The sequence below is a fragment of the Rhizobium sp. K33 genome (assembly GCF_056501445.1).
In genome coordinates this window covers 282,520-303,911 of record NZ_CP096478.1, presented here as the reverse complement: position 1 = coordinate 303,911, position 21,392 = coordinate 282,520, and the positions used below count along the sequence as shown (strand labels likewise).

Genomic DNA, 21,392 nt, shown 5'->3' with positions numbered 1-21,392 from the left:
GGAACCTCATCCCCCTCACTGTCACTCTGAACTGGCTGATCAACCACGCAGTCTTCCCCTCCCGGATGCGCGATCAGCGCCCTACCAGGCCTCGCGCCAGAGACCTGTCTTGCAGCAGCAGTCCAATGAAACCGGCCGAAGATCGGCCCTCACTCAACCCTCGAAGGAACACGACCATGAAGACCATTCTTACCGCTCTCTCCGCCGCCCTGATCTCGTTCGCAGCCGGCACGGCCGCGTTTGCCAGCGTCCAGCCGATCCCGGGCTCGATCACCTACGACAACAGCGATGTGATGCTCGAAAAGGCTCCTGCCGGCTCGACCTTCTTCCACACCTTCTCCAACGGTGACGGTCGCGATGTCCGCGAGGTCTACAAGGTCAATGCCGACAAGTCGGTGACCCTCGTCAACCGCACCATCTCGAACGCTTCCTGACCCCAAGCGCCTGCAGACCAGATCGGTCGAGAGCAATCTCGGCCGATCCGGCTGGCACTCTTCAATCCAGCGCTCCCATCGCCCGGGCGCCGTCAGCAGTCACAGACTTGAAAAGGAGCACATGATGCGAACCATTATTCTGGCCGTCGCCGCAGCATCCGTCAGTGTGATCGGCGCACTGGCAAGCCTACCGCCCGCCGAGGAACTGACGCAGGGCGAATTCATCTGGTCCGAGGAAGGCCACGCGGAGCCGGACCCCATGCCGCTGTGCTCCCTGCCAAACCCAGGAACCAACATCGCCATGCCGACGATCGAAATATACAAGTCCAGCAGGCTGCAGGCGGCGAATGGCCCGAACTGGTAAGCGTGCAAGCCAAGTCAATGGTCAGTCCTCACTTACGCCTAGCGTTTCATTCGGCTGCGCCAACATGAGCAGTCGATGACGACATATCGCGGAAATAATTGCCGCTCTCCCGCCATGTTGACGTCGGCCCAAAGCCAGGGCACAAAGATGGCATCCACGGTCGCTCGCGACAGGAAAACAAAGGAAAATCAAAGGCGAATTTATTAAGCCTTTGAAATCATGTCAGAATCCAGGTTCTCCAGGCAGGTCATTTAAGGTCGGTTTTCCGCTTAGAATCAGCGATTATCTCTCACAGAAAAAATCGACGCCTTCTCAATAACTTGAGCACTCGTAACTGCTCTTCTTCAGGCCATCCGTCGGGCTGAAACGGGTCTCGCAAAATTGGCTGGGGACCTTCCGGAACCCCACCTCCGGCGTCCCAAAAAGGGCAACAGCGCCACTACTGCTCAGCGATTTTCGCACCGTTGGTCAAACGTGCACGAACCTCTTTTCCCGAGAACGGGGATCGTGGTTGAGAATCGTGGCCTCGGCTTCCCTGCCGAAAACTGCGCCGACACCGATCAGGACAGGTTCGTCGACGCCGATTGTTTGCATGGCATCTGCCAGGCCTCCAAGGTGCCCGGCCCAGCGGCGTTCCTGCATGCGGCTGACGGAGGACACGACGACGACCGGTGTCTCGGACGACATGCCGTTCTGACTCAGCCGTCGCTCGATCTGCCCTGCCATCCGCCCACCCATGTAGAAGACGGTTGTCTGGTTGGCTTTGGCGAGCGAGGGCCAGTCCAGGGTTCTCGGCAGTTCCGCTTTCCGGGAATGGCCGGTGACGAAACGAACCTGCTGGGCGTGGTCGCGGTGGGTGAGCGAGGTCTTCAGCGACGCCGCCATGGCAGAAGCAGCGGTGATGCCCGGCACAACGTCGACGGCAATCCCCTCGCTTTCCAGTCTGGCAATTTCTTCGCCCGCGCGACCGAAGATCATCGGGTCCCCCGACTTGAGGCGGACGACACGTTTGCCGGCCTTTGCGAAACGCACCATCATGTCGTTGATGTCGTCCTGGCGGCAGCTTTCCCGGCCGCCTCTCTTGCCAACGAGGAAGCGTTTCGCCTCTCGTCTCGCCAGTTCCAGAACCTCGGGCGAGACGAGGTCGTCGAAGAGGATGACGTCGGCCGCCTGCAATGCCCGCATGGCCTTCAGCGTCAGAAGTTCGGCATCACCGGGCCCTGCCCCAACCAGTGTCACCGATCCCGAGCCCGGAGCAGACGCGATCTGCTCCGCCGTCACCAGCAATTCGTCCGCAGTCTCTTCCGTCGGCGGTTCATTCGTCATCAGGCTTTGCGCAACGAACCGCTCCCAGAAGAGCCGCCTTGGCCCACCGGGCGCAAGCCGGCGATTGACCGCTTCTCTGAGCCGATGCGCAAGGCTTGCCCATTGCTTCAAGGACGGCGGCAAAAGTGTTTCGATCCGCTGGCGGATGGCCTGGGCGAGGATGGGAGCCGCCCCATCCGTCGAGATCGAGACGATCATCGGCGAGCGATTGACGATAGAGCCGAACTGGAACTGGCAGAAGGCCGGCTTGTCGATCACGTTGACAGGCACGCCTGCCGCACGCGCTGCGCAAAAGAACGCGCGCGCCTCGTCATCGGTTTCGCAGTCCGCAAGGGCCAGCGAGGCTCCGGTGAAGATACCACAATGCCAGGGATGGGCATGGTGGGTCAGTGAGGTGCGCTCGATCAGCGCCGTCATGGTCTCGCCGAGATCATCGGTTTCGCAATAGAGTTCGACCATGGCACCGCAGGCCTGCAGCAGCTCGGCCTTCCAGGCGGCGCCATCCGATCCGCCGGCAATCACCGCTCGTTTGCCCTGAAGGCTCCAGAAGACTGGAAGCTTGGCGAGCGGCGAAATGCGCTCCTGTCCGTCACTCGGCAGCGATGGGTTGCGTCGCATCCAGGATCCTCCTAATTTCGGGGCGGCACGAGCCGCAATTCGTTCCGGCACTCAAGGCAACGCCGATGGCCTCAATCGACCGGCAGCCACCTCGTGCAGCCGCGTTGATCTGGTTGATGCCGACCGAAAAGCAGGAGCAGACGATCGCCCCCTTGTCCGGCCGGCCGGCAGCCGGTCGACCGGCAATCAGCATCGAGCGCGCACTGCGATCCGAATGGCTTTGCCAGAGCTGATCCACCGCCCATTGCCGCGAGACAGAGACCGGGTTCGACGAGACGAACAGGCCGGCCGACAGTTTCTCTCCCTCGAAGGCGAGCACGCGGTGGTCACCGGCTCGCTGGTCCATGTAACCGGAGAATTCATGATGACCCTCAAGCTCAAGGCTGCGCCGCAGCCAGGTCTCCCAACTCTCGGCAGGTTGTTCACCTGCAAATTCCACGCGGTAGCCGCCTTCAGCTTTCGCGATCGACCAGTAGGCAAACGGCAGATCGAGCGGGCGCGTTGCCGACACCAGGAAGCCGTAGGCTTTCGCCACGTGGCGGGTGACGGACGCGCGAGCCATTTTCAACGCCGGCTGACCCGAGATCGGATCGACGCGGGCGGAGACCAGTGTATCGACCCGGGCGCTGGGCGCCGTCTCGCCCGTCCAATGCATCGGCACGAAGATCGAGCCGCGGCTCTGGCGTTCGGTCAGCAAGGCCCGCACGATGATCGATCTGCCGTTAGCACCCTCGACATTTACCAGATCGGCATCGCCGATTCCGGCTTTATCCGCGTCCGCCGGATGAATCTCGCAGAAGGGTTCGGCGATATGCGCGGAGAGCTTGGCACTCTTTCCCGTTCGCGTCATCGTGTGCCAGTGATCGCGGATACGGCCCGTGTTCAGGGTAAAGGGATAACATCCATCGGCCTCTTCAAGCGCCGGTGCAGTCACGGGGACAAAGCGCGCCTTTCGGTCTGCAGTGAAAAAGCCGCCATCGGCGAAAAACCGGGCAGCCGATGATCCGTCTTGCCGCAAAGGCCATTGGAACGGCAGAAGGGCGTCATAGTCTTCCGCGTTGATCTCAGCATGGGCACCAATGTCGAAATCGCGCTCGCCGTTGTTCTCGAAAGCGGAGAGCGCCGCATGCTCGGCATAGATATCGGCCGGACCGCGATAGTCGAAACCGGGACCGAAGCCCAAGCGTTTACCGACCTCCGCCAACTGCCACCAATCGGCACGGGCCTCGCCTGGAACGGGCAGGAATGGCCTCTGCCGGGAGATGCGTCGTTCGGAATTCGTCACGGTCCCGGATTTTTCGCCCCAGCCACTGGCCGGAAGCAGGACATGAGCGAGGCGCGCGGTGTCGGTATCCTGCTGGATGTCCGAAACGACCACGAAGGGGCAGGCCTCAAGGGCAGCCTTCACCACGTCGGCATCCGGCATGGAGACCACAGGATTGGTCGACATGATCCAGATCGCCTTGATCCGTCCATCGGCGACCGCCTCGAACATGTCGACGGCCTTCAGGCCAGCTCGCTCCGCGATGAATGGCGACTTCCAGAAGCGTTGCACGCGCTCGCGGTGCACAGGGTTCTCGATCGCCATATGGGCCGCGAGCATGTTGGCGAGCCCGCCGACCTCACGGCCACCCATTGCATTCGGCTGGCCGGTCAGTGACAGCGGACCCATGCCGGGTCGACCGATCCGGCATGTCGCCAAGTGACAGTTGATAATGGCGTTGACCTTGTCTGTGCCGACAGACGACTGGTTGACCCCCTGGCTATAGCAGGTGACGACCTTCTCAGTCTGCGCGAAGAGGCGGAAGAACTGGCGGAGAAGCATGCCGGAGACACCGGTCGCATCGGAGAGATCCGCCATGCTTCCGCGCGAGGCGGCGAGCAGGGCTTCGCCAAACCCTGAGGTGTGTTTTCCGACATAGTTTTCGTCGATTGCGCCTGTTTCCGCCAAATAGGCAAGGAGGCCATTGAAGAGAGCGATGTCACCGTCAGGTCGGACCGCGAGATGCAGGTCGGCAATGTCGCTGGTCGCGGTTCGGCGGGGATCGATCACGACGACCTTCATGGCAGGACGGGCAGCCTTGGCTGCCGCTAGACGCTGGTAAAGGACCGGATGGCACCAGGCTATGTTGGAGCCAACGAGGACCACCAGGTCGCTAAGCTCTAGGTCCTCATAGCAGGCGGGCACGGTATCGGCGCCGAAGGCACGGCGATGTCCAGCAACCGAGGATGCCATGCACAGGCGCGAATTGGTGTCGATATTGGCAGAGCCGATGAACCCCTTCATCAGCTTGTTGGCGACGTAATAGTCCTCGGTCAGCAACTGCCCGGAGACGTAAAACGCGACGGAGTCGGGGCCATGATCGGCGATCGTCTGCTGGAAGGTCGAGGCGACGAAATCGAGCGCCTCGTCCCACCCCGCACGTTTGCCATGGATTTCCGGGTGAAGCGCGCGACCGTCGAGCCCGAGTGTTTCGGCCAGCGCCGAACCCTTGGAGCAGAGCCTGCCGTAATTGGCGGGATGGTCCGGATCGCCCCGCACGCTCACCTTGCCTTCATCATCGACGGCGGCGATCACGCCGCAGCCGACGCCGCAATAGGGGCAGGTCGTCTTGGTTTCACAGGACATGGCAGCGGCTCCGCGCGTTGATCATCCCACTTACTCGGCTGCAACCATCATGCTTTCGAGCATGATGGAGAGATGACCATCGATATTGCGGACCGGGATGGTCTTGACCTCGCCTTCGTCGGCCCCGAGCGCCCGGCCGGTTTCGAGCGAGATGACCCAGTTGTGTAGTGGGCAGGTCACTGCCTTGCCGTGGACAATCCCTTGCGTGAGCGGGCCGCCCTTGTGGGGGCAGTGATCCTCGATGGCGAAGACCTCGTTCTCGGCTGTGCGGAACACCCCGATCTTGCCTTGGGGGGTCTTCACGCAGCGCGCGCCGCGCAGCGGGATGTCGTCGATCGTCCCGATTGCGATCCAGTTTCCGTTCATCGCCTCACTCCGCAGCCTGGTTGTAGTTGATGGTCGCCATCGGCTTGAACTCATGCTTGTCCTTGCCGGAGACGCGCTCGGACCATGGGTCGACCTGGGCAAATTTCTGGCTGAAGACGAAGCGGTCGTAGTAGGCACGGCGCTTGTCGGCATCCTCCATGATCTGGCGGCGGATTTCGTCATGGCCGATGCGTTTTGCCCATTTGTAGATGCGCTCGAGATAGCGCCCCTGCTCGCGATACATCTGGGTGAGTGCCACGATGTGCTCCAGCGCCTCGTCCTCGGTCTTGACGAGGCCAAGGACATCCGTGCCCTTGATATCGAGGCCGGCGGCACCAGCGAAATGGATCTCAAAGCCTGAATCCACGCAGATGACACCGATATCCTTGCAGGTGGCTTCGGCGCAGTTGCGCGGACAGCCGGATACGGCGAGCTTCAGCTTGGCCGGTGTCCAGGAGCCCCACATGAATTTCTCAATGCGGATGCCAAGGCCAGTCGAATCCTGCGTGCCGAAGCGGCACCAGTCGGAACCGACACAGGTCTTCACGGTTCTGAGACCCTTTGCGTAAGCCTGGCCTGACACAAAGCCAGCCTTGCCGAGATCGGCCCAGACAGCGGGCAGGTCTTCCTTCTCGATGCCGAGCAGGTCGATGCGCTGGCCGCCGGTGACCTTGACCATGGGGATGTCGAACTTGTCGACCACGTCAGCGATGGCGCGAAGCTCGGCGGCATTTGTCACCCCGCCCCACATGCGTGGGACAACGGAATAGGTGCCGTCCTTCTGGATATTGGCGTGAACGCGCTCGTTGATGTAGCGCGACTGATAATCGTCGGCATATTCGTCCGGCCAGTCTGAGACGAGATAGTAGTTGAGCGCCGGGCGGCATTTTGCGCAGCCGCAAGAGGTCTTCCACTCCAGTTCCTGCATGACGGCGGGAATGGTCTTCAGCCCCTTGGCCTTGATCAGACGGCGCACATCGTCATGGCCAAGTTCGGTGCAGGAGCACATCGGCGTGACGGCGGCGGGATTGTAGCCGTCGCCCAGAGTGAGCGCCATGAGTTGCTCGACGAGACCGGTGCAGTTGCCGCAGGAAGCGGATGCCTTGGTATGCGCTCGCACGCCGTCCAACGTGGTCAGGCCCTTGCCGGATATTGTCGAGACGATCTTGCCCTTGCAGACGCCGTTGCAGCCGCAGATTTCTGCATCATCCGGCAAGGCTGCAACGGCCGCCATAGGGTCCAGCGGAGTGCCCCCCTGATAGGACTGGCCGAAGATCAGGGTGTCGCGCATCTCAGAGATATCGGTTCCGCGCTTCATCAGGTCGAAGAACCAAGAGCCATCGCCCGTCTCGCCATAGAGCACAGCTCCGAGGATCTTGTTGTCCTTCAGCACAAGGCGCTTGTAAATGCCGGCCGAGGCATCGCGCAGCACGATTTCCTCGCGGTCCGGCGCTTCTGCGAAGTCGCCGGCGGAGAACAGATTGATACCAGTGACCTTGAGCTTCGTGTTGACGACCGAGCCGTGATATTCGGCCGAACCGCCAGTCAGCCGATCGGCAAGAACGCGGGCAGCTTCGTAAAGCGGCGCGACCAGACCATAGCAGGTGCCGCGATGTTCGGCGCATTCGCCAAGCGCAAAGACATTGGGGTCCGAGGTCATCATGCCATCGTCGACGACGATGCCGCGGTTGACGGCGATGCCAGCTTCCTTGGCGAGGCTCGATGCCGGGCGAATACCGACCGCCATGATCACCATGTCGCCTGCAATCACGCGGCCATCTTCCAGCTCGATGCCCTCGACCTTTTCGGTGCCAAGGATCTGCTTGGTATTGGCCTTGGTGATGATGTCGATGCCGCGTTCGGTGAGCGCGTTCTCGAGGAGATAGGCGGCGGCCGGGTCGAGTTGGCGTTCCATGATGGTCGGCATCAGGTGGATGACCGTGACATCCATACCCTGCTGCTTCAGTCCATAAGCGGCTTCCAGACCCAGAAGGCCGGCGCCGATGACGATCGCCCTCCCCTTGCCTTCAGCGATGCTCAGCATGGCGTCGACGTCGTCGAGATCACGATACGGCAACACGCCGGGCAGTTGATGGCCAGGCACGGGGATGATGAAGGGCAGCGAGCCTGTCGCAATGACAAGCTTGTCGTAAGGGACCGTGATGCCGTTGGCCGAGGTGACCGTCTTCGCATGACGGTCGATCTCCGTGACCCTTGCGCCCTTATAGAGGGTCACGCCATGGGCGGCGTACCAGTCGTCATTGTGGATGACGATGTCGTCATAGGACTTCTCGCCTGACAGCACCGGCGACAGCATGATGCGGTCGTAATTGACGCGCGGTTCGGCGTTGAAGATCGTCACGTCGAAATGGCCGGGGGCCTTTTCGAACAGCTCTTCCAGCATGCGCCCCGGCGCCATGCCATTGCCGATGATGACGAGTTTTTCAGCCATTGATGTTACTCCGCGGCTTCGACGAAGCGGTGGCGTTCGTAGAGGAACTTCAACACGGCTTCGCGGGATTTGAGGTAGGTGCGGTCTGCGGCGAGCGCGATGCGGTCGCGCACCCGCGAGATCGGGACCTCAAGCACCTCGCCGATGCGGGCGGCGGGGCCGTTGGTCATCATGACGATGCGGTCGGACAAGAGCACCGCTTCATCGACATCATGCGTGATCATGATCATCGTGTTGCCGAGACGGGAGTGAATCTCCATCACCGCATCCTGCAGATGGGCGCGGGTAAGAGCATCGAGAGCACCGAAGGGCTCGTCGAGCAACAAGATCTTCGGCTCCATCGCGAGCGCCCGGGCAATGCCGACACGCTGCTTCATGCCTCCGGAGATTTCCGCTGGGCGCTTGTCTTTGGCATGCGCCATCTGGACAAGGTCGAGGTTGCGCATGACCCAGTCATGCTTTTCCGCCTTGGTCTTCTTGCCCGCAAAGACCTTGGAAACGGCGAGATTGACGTTTTCGTAGACGGTCAGCCAGGGCAGCAGCGAGTGGTTCTGGAAGACGACGGCGCGTTCCGGACCAGGTTCATTCACCTCGACGTTCTCAAGGAGGACGGCTCCGGCGGACACCCGCGTCAGACCGGCGATCAGGTTGAGCAGTGTGGACTTGCCACAGCCGGAATGGCCGATAATCGAGACGAACTCGCCCTTGTCGATAGTGAGAGTGACGTCTTTCAGCACCTCAGTTCGCGTACCCGAACGTTCGAAGCTTTTGTCGATATGGTCGATCTTGAGATAGGCGTTCATGGTCGCTCTCCTCAGTTCTTCGCGGTGCCGCGGGTAATGACGTTGCCGAGGAGGGCGACGAGCTTGTCGAGAACAAAGCCGGTCACGCCAATATAGGCGAGCGCCACGATGATGTCGGAGAGACGCGAGGAATTCCACGCATCCCAGATGAAGAAGCCGATGCCAACGCCGCCGGTCAGCATTTCGGCGGCAACGATGGCAAGCCAGGAGAGGCCAATGCCGATGCGAAGGCCGGTAAAGATGTAAGGGGCGGCGGCCGGCACCATGATGCGGATGAAGAATTCCAGCGGATTGAGACGCAGCACCCGGGCAATGTTGCGATAGTCGTCGGGAATGTTGCGAACACCCACGGCGGTGTTGATGATCACCGGCCAGATCGAGGTGATAAAAATGACGAAGATCGCGGACGGGTTGGAATTCTGGAAGGCGGCGAGCGACAGCGGCAGCCAGGCGAGCGGCGGGACCGTGCGCAGGATCTGGAAAATCGGGTCGAGACCGCGCATGGCCCAGACCGACTGACCGACGACGGCACCGAGAAAGACGCCGACGACGGCGGCGAGGCCAAAGCCGATCGCGACACGCTCGAGCGAGACGAGAACGCGCCAGGCAAGGCCGATATCCTGGGGCCCGTAATCAAAGAACGGGGCAGCGATCAGATCATAGCTGTCGATCCACACCTGTGATGGTGGCGGCAGCGTGGCGCCCGGATTTGAGCAGGCGATCTGCCAGATGCCGAGTAGCGCGATCAGCACCACAAGCGGCGGCAGGACATTGCGACAGATGGCGGCGAGTGCCTTCTGGAGGTCGATCTTGCGGGGCGGGCGTTGTGCGATCATGACGACCGTGCCTGTCCTGGTCGCTGAAATGGCCGTCGCCTCGGTGTCAATCTTGCGGACGGTTGCGGTCATGGTGTGGTCCTTTTGGGCGGTTGGTGTGTAGCCAGCAATGAGGGGAGGCAAATGCGCCAAGCGTCTCTCCCCTCATCCGGCCATGCGTGGCCACAGCCTCCCCCGCGGGGGAGACTGTGACATCAGGCTCCGGTCTTGATCGTCAGGCTATCGAGATAGGCCTTCGGGTTTTCCGGATCGAAGACCTTGCCGTCGAAGAAGGTTTCTGGACCGCGCGAGCTTGATGCCGGGATGTCGGCGGCAGCGATGCCGAGATCAGCGGCTGCCGCGCGCCAGATGTCTTCGCGGTTGACCTTGTCGACCAAAGCCTTGATATCGGTATCCGGTGCGAACTTGCCCCAGCGGATGTTCTCGGTCAGGAACCAGGCGTCGTGGCTCTTGAAAGGATAGGAAGCGTGGTCCTTCCAGAACTTCATCTCGAGCCCGGTGTTCTCGGCCAGACGGCCATTGCCGTAGTTGATCGTGCCCTTGAGGCGGCCGGCGACATCCTTCGGCGGCACGTTGAACCACTGGCGCTTGCCGAGGATCGCCGACATCTCTTCCTTGTTGTCCATGCTGTCGGCCCAGATCTGGGCTTCCATCACCGCCATCATCAGCGCCTTCGCGGCGTTTGGATTCTTTTCGATCCAGTCGGTGCGCAGGCCGAGCGCCTTTTCCGGATGGCCCTTCCACAGCTCGCCGGTGGTGCAGGCGGTAAAGCCAATGCCCTGGTTGACGAGCTGCTCGTTCCAGGGCTCGCCGACACAGAAGGCATCCATGTTGCCGACCTTCATGTTGGCGACCATCTGCGGCGGCGGCACGACGATGGTGGAGACATCCTTGTCCGGATCGATGCCGCCGGCGGCCAGCCAGTAGCGGATCCAGAGGTCATGGGTGCCGCCCGGGAAGGTCATCGCGACCTTGATCTCATTGCCGGCTGCTTTCTTGGCGGCAAAGGCTTCCTTCAGCTTGGAGGCATCGAGCTGAACACCGGTCTCGGCATATTCCTTGGCAACGGAGATGCCCTGGCTATCGAGATTGAGCCGCGCAATGATCGACATCGGCACTGGCACATTGTTCTGGGTAACCTTGCCGGTCGATATCAGATAGGGCATCGGCGTCAGGATATGGGCGCCGTCGATGCCGTTCGCTTCACCGCCAAGCACGAGATTGTCGCGGGTAGCACCCCAGGAAGCCTGTTTGAGGACTTCCACTTCGGTGAGACCATATTTCGCAAACAGCCCCTTTTCCTGCGCGATGATCAGCGGTGCAGCATCGGTGAGCGCGATATAGCCGAGCTTCACACCGGTCACTTCAGGCCCGGCGGTTGCGGCGAAAGCGCCCGACGGAAACGCAAGGCGAGCCGCGCTCGCAAGTGCTGCCGCAGAACCGATCTTGAGAATCTGACGGCGGCTGATGCTCATTGCTGTGGTCTTGGTCATAGCTGTGTGCCCCTCTTTGTCTGTTGACGGAGATCCGGAAAAACGAAAAAACGCCGCGTGCTTTCCTGCGAGGTCCTGGCGGGAGGAGCCAGACAGCAAGAAGCCTGCGACGTCATTGTCTGATGGTTATCTGCGCCTCTAAGGCGCTCATCCGTCCCGCGGTCGCCGTTGACCGTGGACGCAGACAGTGAAGCAAGGGCCGTGCCAGTTTCGTCTGGCGACGGTTAAGCGTCCGAAAAACAAGCGCTGTTTTAATGGAAGGTGCGACCGCCTCTCGACGGTCACAAGATCAGCCTGCTCGTTCTAGGGCCTGACTTTTCGTGCAAATGCCTCAGGTTTGTGCACCGCAGCGCATCAGCTATCGACCGTCCTCGGGCTCGACGACAAGCTTGATCGGACCGGAAATCGCTCGACGTAGGCCTGGACATCATCCGGATCAAAGCGCGTGCCATCCATGAAGCCATCATAGCCACCGGACGCCTTTTCGCTCGCATCATCCGGTAGGGCGGCGTCCTGCCCCAACGCTGTGATGTAGAGGTCAGGCCGGAAAGCGCTCCGCGCATGCATCATGCCTTCATCACTGAAGTCTGCCTGACCCCAGCGAAGCATCTGGCTATAAATCCAGCTTGCCTGATCTGGCCGCGGATGGTTGGCGGCCCCGCGATGGAAGAGGAAATAATCCGGGACGACCCGTTTTGTCCCCTGCGCATCGAGACTGAACTCGCCATTCAAGACGCGGCGAATGATGCCGGTGGGCGCTGCGATGTATTCCGGAGCGCTCAGGATATCGGCAAGCTCGTTGTGGTGATCGGGGTCATCGCACCAGCGCGCCGCCTGATCGAGCGCGACGATCAGACGGGAGACCGTGTCGGCATTGGCATCGGCCCAATCGGGGCGCATGCCGAGCACCTTTTCAGGCGCCAGAGGCCAGATATCCTGCTTGGCAGCCACGATGCGACCCGTGCCTCGTTCCGACGCAATCATGTTCCAGGGCGCCCCGACGCAGAAGCCATCGATCGCGCCGGCCGCGAGCGCATCCGAAGTCAGCGGTGGCGGAACCACCACCAGCTTCACGTCCCGGTCCGGATCGATGCCGCCCGCCGCCAGCCAGTAGCGGAACTCGTAATTATGCGAGGAGAAGGGATAGGTCATCCCGAGTGTGGGCACCGCTTCGCCCCGCGCGCGCATGTCGGCGAGCAAGGCCGCCAGTGCCCTGGCATTAGCCAGGGCATCGGCATCATCTGCCAGCCCCGTCAAAGACTTCATCCTTTCGAAGATTCGGGCGGACAAGGTTATGGCATTTCCGCCGCGACCGAGGGAAAAGGGCGCGATCGTCGGCGAGGGATTGGAGCCAAGCCCGAGCATGGATGCGACGGGCATCGGCGAGAGCATGTGGGCAATGTCGAACTGGCGGAAGGCAAGCCGGTCGCGGACATTCGCCCAGGTAACGTCCCGGACCAGCTCGAGGCGCAGTCCCTCCCTTTCAGCAAAGCCAAGCTCTGCCGCGACGATCAGGATCGAGGCATCCATCAACGGGATGTACCCTGCCCTGAGCGTTCTCTGCTCCTTGCCACGCACAGTCACGGGCGCATGGATGACAGTATCGCCGGATTGGGTTGAAACCATCTCGCTCACCAGCATTCTCCGATCCACGCCGCACTCACAGCAGCAGTCCTGCGGCCGTCACGACGCTCTGGGCGATGTCGGCCAGCTTCTTCTTCTCATTCATGGCGGTCTGTCGAAGCAGAGCGAAAGCCTGCTCCTCGCTCAAGCCCCGCATTTTCATCAGGATGCCCTTGGCGCGTTCGATGACCTTGCGCTCCTCGAGCGCATTGCGCGCCTCGACCAGTTCGCGTTGAAGGCGGCTGAAGGCATTGAAGCGGCTCACCGCCATGTCGAGGATCGGCTTGATACGCTCTTTTTTCAGCCCATCGACCACATAGGCCGATACGCCGGCATCGACGGCAGCCTCAATGGCGGCAGTATCCGAGCGATCGACAAACATGGCAATCGGCCGCGAAATCATCCGGGTGAGCTGGAACATATGCTCCATCATGTCACGATTGGGGTTCTCGATGTCGATGATGATGACATCAGGATCCATCGTCTCGATCAGCCGCGCGACACCCTGCATCTCATGGATCACCCGGACATTCAGATGCCCGGCTTCGTTCAACCCCTCTTCGATGATCGAGGCCCGAATGGCATTTTCGTCAATGACAAGGATCGTCAGATCAGTTGAAGATTTTGACATGCTCACGTCACGGCTGCCACAGACAACCACGAGTGCCGCGTGGTTCGCAGACATATCTCTGGAGCCACTGCTGCGTCCAACACGCGCCGTGGCTTCCTTTCAACTGCATGAGTGGTCGTGTGTACGGACAATGCGGTCTCCCACTTACATCTCCCATCATCAAGCAATTTTCACGCCAGATTTCTCCAGCAATATCTGTAGGGAGATCGCGGACGCCGAACTGGTTGGACGCTGAAGCGGTATCTGGATGGTGAAGCAATTCACGATGCAACCGATAGGATGAGGCAAGAGACATCAACCTCACTTTGCACTGCAACTTTCGGAACCATGCGAAATCTGCGTCAAGTAAAGTACGCTATGGGGCGATGGTGTGCTTTCGCTCCATGATCAGAACGAGAGCGCAAGGCGACCGCGCGAATAGGCCCGTCTCACCGTCGGGCTGGTGCTCCTGAGCGGAAATAATTGCCGCTCTCCCGCCATGTTGACGTCGGCCCAAAGCCAGGGCACAAAGATGGCGTCCACGGTCGCTCGCGACAGGAAAACAGAGGAAAATCAAAGGCTATTTTTCTAAGCCTTTGAAATCATGTGAGAATCCAGGTTCTCCAGGCGGGCCGCTTTAGGTCGGTTTTCCGCTGAAAATCAGCGACTGTTTCTGACAGAAAAAAGCGGCGTCTTCTCAACAACTTGAGCAATTGCGGCTGCTGTTCTTCAGGCCACCCGCTGTGCTGAAATCAGCTCCGGGTAAATTGGCTGGGGACCAACTTAGGCGCGCTCGTCAGAAAAAGGTCCCTGGACCTTCGGCCCGTGGGAGAACCGGAGGTGGTTGTCTGACCAACCCTACGCCGTCGACGGCCATAACGAAAGCAGATGACTGGATCAGCTTTTTTCATACTGACTTATACCCCTGAAACATTGACAGTCTCCTCTTCATGGCCTCAACTGTAATTGTCAGACATCTTACATATATGGGGATCCGTGTCTGTCCTTTCACAGGAGGAATGTCATGAAGAAGTTCATCACCGGCCTGGCTCTGGGCGTTGCCGCCCTTGCCATGACGACCGCGGCGCATGCAGGCGCAACGCTCGACCGCGTCATGGAGAGAAAGGCGATGGTCGTCGCGACCAACAGCGGCTGGCCGCCGCAGAGCTATCTGGACGACAACAACGAGATGGTTGGGTTCGACATCGACGTGTCGAAGGAAATCGCCAAGCGTCTGGGCGTCGAGGTCAGCTTCGAGACGCCAGACTGGGCGACGCTGACCGGCGGCCGCTGGCAGGGGCGTTATGATCTCGGCGTCGGATCGGTCACTCCGACCAAGGCACGTGCGCAGGTCATCGATTTCGTCGGCATCTATTACTTCAGCCCCTATGTCTACGTCCTGCACAAGGATAGCACCGCAAAATCGGTCGAGGATCTGAAAGGCAAGATCATCGGAGTCGAGACGGCCACGACCTCGGAAGACTTCATCAATCGCCGGCTGGAAATCGACGCCCCCGGCCTGCCGCCGATCGAATACAAGCTGGAGCCGGGCGAGGTCCGCACGTTTGCCGACTCCATGCTGCCCTTCGACGATCTGCGTCTGGGTGACGGCGTTCGTCTCGACGCGGTGATCGCACCCGAACAGACCGCGCTCAACGCCATCAAGAACGGCTACCCGCTGCGCATTCTCGAGGGCGAATACGCCTTCCGCGAACCGCTGGTGGTGATCGCCGAAAAGGTCGACCCGGACTGGACCGCGAAGGTCGGCGGCATCATCGAGGAGATGAAGAAAGACGGCACTTTGGCCACCCTCACCACCAAGTGGTACGGCAAGGACTACAGCGCCAACTGATCCTAACGGGCGTGGAGATAAGGTTCTCCGCGCCCCAACCGCCCGGTGCCCTCATGAACTATCCCGATACCTACTATTCCCGCACGCTCGCCGACCGGAAGGAGCGCCCCGCTCTCTCTGGCAATATCGACTGCGACACTGTCGTGATCGGCGGCGGCCTGGCTGGCCTCACCACCGCTCTCCAACTGGCGCGTGGCGGGCAGAAGGTCGTGGTGCTCGAGTCACAGTCTGTCGGCTTCGGCGCATCCGGCCGCAACGGCGGTTTCGTCAGCGCGGGCTACGCGACGGGGGTCGAGCAGATTGCAAGGATCAACGGTACCGAGGCCGCAGACAAGCTCTACCTGATGTCGATCGAAGGTGTCGATTTCGTCCGAGACACCATTACCGGTCTCAACATTGCTGGTGCCAATCCGGTGGATGGGGTGACCAGCGTCATGCGCTATGACGACGGGGCCGGAATGCAAAGCTATGCAGCCGAGGCCCGGCACAAATACGGCCAGCGGCTTGAGTATCTCGACACGGCGACGGTCCGACAGAACCTGAAATCGAACCGCTATTTCCATGGTTTGCGCGACCCCCAGGCGTTTCACATTCACCCGCTCAACTACCTACGCGGCCTAGCAAACGAGATCGAGCGGCTTGGCGGTCTCATCTTTGAAGGCTCTCCCGCATTTGCTACCGATCTTGTGCCGGACAGGAAGCAAGTGCGCACGAGCAACGGTGTGGTGGCAGCTCGGACAGTGGTGTTCGCGACAGGGGGCTACACGGGGCCCGTCAATCCTCGCCTCAAGCGCGCGTTCCTGCCAATCGCAACTTATGTCATGGTCAGCGAAGAGGCGCCGGAAATGATCGCCTCCGCGATCAGGACGCGCGACGGCATTGGCGACAACCGCCGAGCGGGCGACTACTATCGCCTGATCGATGGTGGCAAACGCCTTCTCTGGGGCGGACGGATCACGACCCGCGCCGCGTCCACCTCCGGTCTCGTCCACGAGCTCCGGCGGGAGATGACCAACACCTATCCGCAACTCAGCGGACTCAGGACGGAACTCGCGTGGTCCGGTCTCATGGCCTATGCCCGCCACCTCATGCCCCAGATCGGCGAGATGCAGCCTGGTGTGTGGCATTGCACCGCATTTGGCGGTCACGGCCTCAACACCACGGCGATCGGCGGCAAGGTGGTTGCAGAGGCGATCCTCGGGCAGAGCGATCGCCACCGCCTGTTTTCGCCCTTTGGCCTGGACTGGGCCGGCGGTGTGGCTGGCCTTGCCGTGGCACAACTGACCTACTGGAAGCTCCAGGCGCAGGACTGGTGGCGCGAGCGGGCAGCCTGAAAGGACATGGCAGAATGATCGGTCGTCTCATACTTACATATCCCGCAGCAGCGCGCCGGATCGGCGGGATGCTTGTGCTCGCGCTGGTCGCTGCAGCCCTCTACGGCTTAGGCGTCAGCTCTGCCTGGATCGGCAGGCTCATTCCGGCTTCCGAGGGCTTTCTCGCCGACAACGCGTCGGCGGCAAGAGCGCTTTCTGCAGCGGTGATCGCCATCATCATCGCCATCAACTGGAAGCTCCTGCACCTGTTGAAGAGGAACTACCAGATCGTTGCCGTGTGGATGGAATTGTTCGCCCTGCTGATGATTTTCTTCCATTCCTTCGACCTGTCGTTCGCTTTCATCGCCAAGAAGATTGGCTTCCTGATCACGCAAGGCGTGACAACGACACTGTTCATTTCGGCGATCTCGATTGCGATTGCCACCGCCATTGCCTTGGCTGGTGCCATTGCCAAGCTCTCGCGCAACGGTGTGATCTATGGCCTGGCGACGTTTTACACGTCGCTCTTTCGCGGCCTGCCCCTGCTCATGCAGATCTACATCATCTACCTGGGCCTGCCTCAGGTGGGTTACGTCATCGGCGCCATCCCCGCCGGGATCCTGGCCCTCTCCCTCTGCTACGGTGCCTATATGACGGAAATCTTCCGTGCCGGCATCGAGAGCATTTCCCGAGGCCAGACCGAGGGTGCCACCGCACTTGGCCTGTCGCCGAGCCAGACCATGGGGCTCGTCATACTGCCCCAGGCAATGCGAGTCATCATTCCGCCGACCGGCAACCAGTTCATCGCGATGCTGAAGGACTCATCCCTCGTGTCGGTCGTCGGCGTCTGGGAGATCATGTATCTCGCCCGTACACAGGGGCAGACGGAATTCCGCCACATCGAAATGCTGATCACGGCCTCGATGATCTACTGGATCCTGTCGATCAGCCTCGAGTTTCTGCAGGCGCGGATCGAGGAGCGCTTCGGGCGGTTCAATGTCCGCTGACATCGCTCCCGTCCCTGGCGCCGCGTCCGGGTCGAACAACAGGCGCGGCGTCCTTCTGACCCTTGCGGCATTTGCCGTCTTTTCCGGCACCGACGCTCTGGTGAAACTGAGCGCCGAGCGGCTGCCGGCACCGCAGGTCACTCTTCTGGTCACGGTCGGCGCCTTCATCCTGCTGTGTGGCCATGCCGTGGTGACAGGGGGTGTGACCCGGCTCCTTCCCCGCCAGCCCGGCATCGCGGTGCTGCGCGCAGTTCTGCTCGCAGGGGACACGCTGCTGATCCATTACGCTTTCGCGCTCCTGCCCTTGTCGGAAGCCTATCTTCTTGCCTTTCTAACACCGATCCTGGTGGCTCTGATGTCCTGGCTCGTCCTGCGGGAGCGGCTGTCCGCGAGTGGATGGACCGGAGTTGTCCTTGGATTTGCGGGCGTGGCGATCGCCTTGCAGCCCGGTGCCACGTCCCTGAACCTCGGCCACCTGGCAGCCCTTGGTTCGGCCGTGTTGTTTGCGCTCTCCCTGATCCTGCTGCGCAAGACAAGGGTCGAGGAGAATGACGAGGCGCTTCTGTCGTCGCTGTTCATCATCCTGATGCCGCTCGCGCTGGCGGCCGCCTTGCTGCACGGAGGCCTTTCTCCAGTTCGCCCCGTCGAGGGCGTTCTGATGGCGGCCGGCGGCATGCTGCTGCTCGCCGGACATGGGCTGCTCATCCGTGCCTTCCGAATTGCGGAAGCTTCGGTCGTTGCCCCTTTCCAGTACAGCCAGATCATCTGGGGCTGCGTCTACGGCGCCCTGATGTTTGCCGCCCCCATCGAAGTTCACACCCTGGCCGGAGCCGGCGTCATCATGGTCTCCGGCTGGCTGGTTCTCAGATAAAGTCGAGGAGACATCCATGACCCAAACCCCCGAGGCGATGCCGGAAATCACGCTTAAGAGCGTGCACAAGTGGTACGGCACCTTTCACGCTCTCGATAGTATCAACCTCGACATCATGAGGGGCGAACGGGTGGTGATCTGCGGCCCCTCGGGTTCGGGCAAGTCGACACTGATCCGCTGCGTCAACCGGCTGGAAGCGCATCAGGAAGGGCGGATCATCGTCGGCGGGATCGAGCTCGACGGCGATGAGAAGAAGGCCGACCTCGTGCGGAGGGATGTCGGCATGGTCTTCCAGCAATTCAATCTCTTTCCGCACCTGACCATTCTGGAGAACTGTATCCTGGCACCGGTCTGGGTGAAGAAAATGCCCAAGAGCGAGGCCCGTCGGATCGCCATGCACTTCCTCGAGCGCGTGCGGATCCCCGAGCAGGCCGACAAATATCCCGGCCAGCTCTCCGGCGGCCAGCAGCAGCGCGTCGCCATCGCCCGGGCGCTCTGCATGAACCCGCGCATCATGCTGTTCGACGAGCCGACTTCGGCCCTCGACCCCGAAATGGTCAAGGAAGTGCTCGACACGATGGTGGCGCTCGCGAACGAAGGCATGACCATGGTCTGCGTTACCCATGAAATGGGATTCGCGCGCGAGGTGGCGGACCGCGTCATATTCATGGATCGAGGCTCGATTATCGAAGAGGCCCCGCCGGCTGATTTCTTCGCGAGACCCCGGACGGACCGCGCCAGCCTATTCCTCAGCCAGTTGCTGCATTGAGCTGGAGGCGGCCCTTCACTTCCTCACGAGGCTGAAGGTGAAATGGCTACCGCGATGATAGTCCAGCGCATAGTTCACCGGCTTGCCCGCCGCATCGAAACAGGTCTCGGCGATCAGCAGGGCCGGGCCAAAGTCGCGAAGATCGTGGCGCTCGACGACGTCGTCCGGCAGCATGACTGACGACACGGTAGCGGCCGACATGCGCGGGCGATGGCGATGCTGCTCGAGCAGGTTAAGCAAGGAGCCGCTCCAGTCTATGTCGTAGAGCTTGGCAGGTATGATGGTGCGTGGCACATAGTCGATGCAATAGAGGATCGGTTCCTCGTCGTGCAGGCGCAATCGTTCGATCCGGATGACGCGCGCCTTGGCTTCGAGACACAGCTTCTCGGACACGACCGCCGGCGGATCCTCCTCGCTGATCGAGAGCACCTTGTTGACAGGCTTGTAGCCGTAATGCTGCGCCATGTCGGTGACGCTTTCGAAGACGGTGATCGGTCTGTCCACCTGCACGGCCGACATGGCGGAGATGAACCGTCCGCGGCCATGCTCGACGTAGATGATGTCGTCCTGCTCGAGGAGTTTCAGAGCTTCGCGCAGCGCAGGCCGGGAAATGTGGAACCGTTGCGTCAATTGCGCCTCGGTCGGGAGCTTGTCGCCGGGCTTGAGCCCCTCCGCGCGTATGAGCTCTGCAATCCGGTCCCGAAGCTGGATTGCCAGGGTTCTGGAGTCACGGATCGGTTCGTCCACGGTTACCTCGCACATTGTCTGAACTCGTTCTTGTCTGACAAAGTCTTGCAGGTCAAGCGCCGCTCGTGACCGTTAGAGCCGGTACCGCGTCGCAACATTGGCATAATTTTCCTCCTGACGCCTCCCTTGACGAAAAGCAGCAAAGATGTCAGTTGTCTTACAACATTTGATCCCTCGAGCCTGTAGCGCCGTCAAGTACTGGAGAAGCGACCCATGCTGAATTTCGACGAACCCCGTTTCCTCAAGATCCAGGGAGGTGCCGTGGCTCTGCGCGCGCGTCTCGATCGGGTAGTTTCGGATTGTCTGACGGCAGGAGCCGAAAACATCTACTTCCTCGGCACAGGCGGCGCGGCCATTCTGATGCAGCCGGCAGCGCAGCTCCTGCAACGCTGCTCCCGTTTCCCCGCCTTCATAGACATGCCGGCAGAGCTGATCTTGACGGGGTCTGCAAACTTGACGTCCAAGTCCATCATCGTCATGCCCTCCCTTTCGGGCACGACCAAGGAAAGCGTCGCACTGCTCGCCCAGATGAAAGAGATTGGCGCCACGGTGATCACGCTGGTCGGTCATGCCGACACGCCGCTCGGCAAGGGGGGCGATCATGTCTTCGTGAATTTTGCCGAAGACGACACCTCCTGCGAATCCTTCTATCTGCAGTCGCTGTTCATCGCCCTTTCAATCATGCGTCACCGCGGGGAGATCTCCAACTATGCCGAGATCGCAGCCGAGCTCGAGCGGCTCCCAACCCTGCTCCTCGACGTGAAGCGCGCTTATGAGCCGAAAGCTCAAGAATTCGCGAGCAAGCTGGCCGCGGCCGACTATCACATCATCACCGGTGCCGGAAACGTCTGGCCGGAAGCATTCTATTACGGGATGTGCATTCTGGAAGAGATGCAGTGGATCCGCACACGCCCGGTTCATGCCTCCGATTTCTTCCACGGAACCCTGGAGCTGATCGACAAGGATGTCAGCCTCATCCTGTTCAAGGGAGAAGACGCCCTTCGCCCGCTTGCAGAGCGCGTGGAGAATTTCGCTCCTGCCTATACCGAGAAAATGACGGTGCTGGATACGGCGGAATTCGAGCTTCCTGGGATTTCGCAGGAGGTTCGTGCGCTGATCTCACCGATCCTGCTCGCCACGGTCCTTGAACGGATCAGCGCGCATCTTGAGGTGATGCGCAATCATCCGCTGACGACGCGCCGCTATTACAAGCGTGTCGCCTACTGATACGGTTCTTGACGATTCGGAGGTCGCGCGCTCGAGCTGCGCGGCCCCGACA

The 21,392-nt window shown here is 60.9% G+C and carries 18 protein-coding genes; 8 read left to right on the top strand and 10 right to left on the bottom strand.

Annotated features, from left to right (window positions below):
• Nucleotides 1-176: 176 nt before the first annotated feature.
• Complete coding sequence (locus M1E12_RS01370) at nt 177-434, top strand: hypothetical protein (RefSeq protein WP_479563469.1); 258 nt, start codon at nt 177-179, stop codon at nt 432-434.
• A 121-nt stretch (nt 435-555) separates the two neighbouring features.
• Nucleotides 556-798 (top strand): hypothetical protein, encoded by a 243-nt coding sequence (locus M1E12_RS01365; protein ID WP_479563468.1) that lies wholly within the window; start codon nt 556-558, stop codon nt 796-798.
• A 468-nt stretch (nt 799-1,266) separates the two neighbouring features.
• On the opposite strand, the gene cysG is transcribed toward M1E12_RS01365, so the two are convergent.
• The 9 genes from cysG to M1E12_RS01320 form a co-directional block, all read right to left on the bottom strand.
• Complete coding sequence (gene cysG, locus M1E12_RS01360; RefSeq protein ID WP_479563467.1) at nt 1,267-2,742, bottom strand: siroheme synthase CysG; 1,476 nt, start codon at nt 2,740-2,742, stop codon at nt 1,267-1,269.
• On the bottom strand, nt 2,714-5,371 hold the full coding sequence (locus tag M1E12_RS01355; RefSeq protein WP_479563466.1) for a nitrate reductase: 2,658 nt from the start codon (nt 5,369-5,371) through the stop codon (nt 2,714-2,716). Before M1E12_RS01355 ends, cysG begins: the two co-directional genes overlap by 29 nt.
• 30 nt (nt 5,372-5,401) lie before the next feature.
• Entirely contained in the window at nt 5,402-5,737 is a 336-nt protein-coding gene (gene nirD, locus M1E12_RS01350; RefSeq protein ID WP_110792334.1) for a nitrite reductase small subunit NirD, read from the bottom strand.
• Nucleotides 5,738-5,741: 4 nt separating this feature from the next.
• Nucleotides 5,742-8,189 carry a nitrite reductase large subunit NirB gene (nirB, locus tag M1E12_RS01345; RefSeq protein ID WP_479563465.1) on the bottom strand — a complete coding sequence of 816 codons (2,448 nt, stop codon included), beginning with the start codon at nt 8,187-8,189 and terminating at the stop codon, nt 5,742-5,744.
• A gap of 5 nt (nt 8,190-8,194) precedes the next feature.
• Nucleotides 8,195-8,992 (bottom strand): ABC transporter ATP-binding protein, encoded by a 798-nt coding sequence (locus M1E12_RS01340; RefSeq protein WP_479563464.1) that lies wholly within the window; start codon nt 8,990-8,992, stop codon nt 8,195-8,197.
• 11 nt (nt 8,993-9,003) lie between these two features.
• A complete protein-coding gene (gene ntrB, locus M1E12_RS01335) occupies nt 9,004-9,900 on the bottom strand; it encodes a nitrate ABC transporter permease (RefSeq protein WP_479563463.1) in 897 nt (298 codons plus the stop codon).
• Nucleotides 9,901-10,022: 122 nt separating this feature from the next.
• Nucleotides 10,023-11,321 (bottom strand): CmpA/NrtA family ABC transporter substrate-binding protein, encoded by a 1,299-nt coding sequence (locus M1E12_RS01330; protein WP_479563462.1) that lies wholly within the window; start codon nt 11,319-11,321, stop codon nt 10,023-10,025.
• A gap of 354 nt (nt 11,322-11,675) precedes the next feature.
• On the bottom strand, nt 11,676-12,947 hold the full coding sequence (locus M1E12_RS01325) for a CmpA/NrtA family ABC transporter substrate-binding protein (RefSeq protein WP_479564794.1): 1,272 nt from the start codon (nt 12,945-12,947) through the stop codon (nt 11,676-11,678).
• A gap of 34 nt (nt 12,948-12,981) precedes the next feature.
• Nucleotides 12,982-13,575, bottom strand: coding sequence for an ANTAR domain-containing response regulator (locus M1E12_RS01320; protein ID WP_102019625.1), 594 nt, complete (start codon nt 13,573-13,575; stop codon nt 12,982-12,984).
• 1,003 nt (nt 13,576-14,578) lie between these two features.
• Here M1E12_RS01320 and M1E12_RS01315 point away from each other — a divergent pair.
• From M1E12_RS01315 to M1E12_RS01295, 5 genes are read left to right on the top strand one after another with little or no spacing between them, the layout of a single operon-like run.
• Entirely contained in the window at nt 14,579-15,406 is an 828-nt protein-coding gene (locus tag M1E12_RS01315; protein WP_113461639.1) for a transporter substrate-binding domain-containing protein, read from the top strand.
• A gap of 53 nt (nt 15,407-15,459) precedes the next feature.
• Nucleotides 15,460-16,740 carry an NAD(P)/FAD-dependent oxidoreductase gene (locus M1E12_RS01310; protein WP_479563461.1) on the top strand — a complete coding sequence of 427 codons (1,281 nt, stop codon included), beginning with the start codon at nt 15,460-15,462 and terminating at the stop codon, nt 16,738-16,740.
• A 14-nt stretch (nt 16,741-16,754) separates the two neighbouring features.
• Entirely contained in the window at nt 16,755-17,726 is a 972-nt protein-coding gene (locus M1E12_RS01305; RefSeq protein WP_479563460.1) for an amino acid ABC transporter permease, read from the top strand.
• A complete protein-coding gene (locus M1E12_RS01300) occupies nt 17,716-18,597 on the top strand; it encodes a DMT family transporter (RefSeq protein ID WP_479563459.1) in 882 nt (293 codons plus the stop codon). The genes M1E12_RS01305 and M1E12_RS01300 overlap by 11 nt, the downstream gene beginning before the upstream one ends.
• 16 nt (nt 18,598-18,613) lie before the next feature.
• Complete coding sequence (locus M1E12_RS01295) at nt 18,614-19,366, top strand: amino acid ABC transporter ATP-binding protein (RefSeq protein WP_479563458.1); 753 nt, start codon at nt 18,614-18,616, stop codon at nt 19,364-19,366.
• A gap of 15 nt (nt 19,367-19,381) precedes the next feature.
• Here M1E12_RS01295 and M1E12_RS01290 read toward each other — a convergent pair whose 3' ends face one another.
• A complete protein-coding gene (locus tag M1E12_RS01290; protein WP_113461650.1) occupies nt 19,382-20,113 on the bottom strand; it encodes a GntR family transcriptional regulator in 732 nt (243 codons plus the stop codon).
• 213 nt (nt 20,114-20,326) lie between these two features.
• Here M1E12_RS01290 and M1E12_RS01285 point away from each other — a divergent pair, with 213 nt between their 5' ends.
• A complete protein-coding gene (locus tag M1E12_RS01285; RefSeq protein WP_479563457.1) occupies nt 20,327-21,340 on the top strand; it encodes an SIS domain-containing protein in 1,014 nt (337 codons plus the stop codon).
• The last annotated feature ends 52 nt before the right edge of the window (nt 21,341-21,392 follow it).

What these genes read in the sequence shown, in the direction of transcription:
- M1E12_RS01370 (WP_479563469.1), top strand. Translation starts at nt 177, where the DNA reads ATGAAGACCATTCTTACCGCTCTCTCCGCCGCCCTGATCTCGTTCGCA.
- M1E12_RS01365 (WP_479563468.1), top strand. Translation starts at nt 556, where the DNA reads ATGATGCGAACCATTATTCTGGCCGTCGCCGCAGCATCCGTCAGTGTG.
- cysG (WP_479563467.1), bottom strand. Translation starts at nt 2,742, where the DNA reads ATGCGACGCAACCCATCGCTGCCGAGTGACGGACAGGAGCGCATTTCG.
- M1E12_RS01355 (WP_479563466.1), bottom strand. Translation starts at nt 5,371, where the DNA reads ATGTCCTGTGAAACCAAGACGACCTGCCCCTATTGCGGCGTCGGCTGC.
- nirD (WP_110792334.1), bottom strand. Translation starts at nt 5,737, where the DNA reads ATGAACGGAAACTGGATCGCAATCGGGACGATCGACGACATCCCGCTG.
- nirB (WP_479563465.1), bottom strand. Translation starts at nt 8,189, where the DNA reads ATGGCTGAAAAACTCGTCATCATCGGCAATGGCATGGCGCCGGGGCGC.
- M1E12_RS01340 (WP_479563464.1), bottom strand. Translation starts at nt 8,992, where the DNA reads ATGAACGCCTATCTCAAGATCGACCATATCGACAAAAGCTTCGAACGT.
- ntrB (WP_479563463.1), bottom strand. Translation starts at nt 9,900, where the DNA reads ATGACCGCAACCGTCCGCAAGATTGACACCGAGGCGACGGCCATTTCA.
- M1E12_RS01330 (WP_479563462.1), bottom strand. Translation starts at nt 11,321, where the DNA reads ATGACCAAGACCACAGCAATGAGCATCAGCCGCCGTCAGATTCTCAAG.
- M1E12_RS01325 (WP_479564794.1), bottom strand. Translation starts at nt 12,947, where the DNA reads ATGGTTTCAACCCAATCCGGCGATACTGTCATCCATGCGCCCGTGACT.
- M1E12_RS01320 (WP_102019625.1), bottom strand. Translation starts at nt 13,575, where the DNA reads ATGTCAAAATCTTCAACTGATCTGACGATCCTTGTCATTGACGAAAAT.
- M1E12_RS01315 (WP_113461639.1), top strand. Translation starts at nt 14,579, where the DNA reads ATGAAGAAGTTCATCACCGGCCTGGCTCTGGGCGTTGCCGCCCTTGCC.
- M1E12_RS01310 (WP_479563461.1), top strand. Translation starts at nt 15,460, where the DNA reads ATGAACTATCCCGATACCTACTATTCCCGCACGCTCGCCGACCGGAAG.
- M1E12_RS01305 (WP_479563460.1), top strand. Translation starts at nt 16,755, where the DNA reads ATGATCGGTCGTCTCATACTTACATATCCCGCAGCAGCGCGCCGGATC.
- M1E12_RS01300 (WP_479563459.1), top strand. Translation starts at nt 17,716, where the DNA reads ATGTCCGCTGACATCGCTCCCGTCCCTGGCGCCGCGTCCGGGTCGAAC.
- M1E12_RS01295 (WP_479563458.1), top strand. Translation starts at nt 18,614, where the DNA reads ATGACCCAAACCCCCGAGGCGATGCCGGAAATCACGCTTAAGAGCGTG.
- M1E12_RS01285 (WP_479563457.1), top strand. Translation starts at nt 20,327, where the DNA reads ATGCTGAATTTCGACGAACCCCGTTTCCTCAAGATCCAGGGAGGTGCC.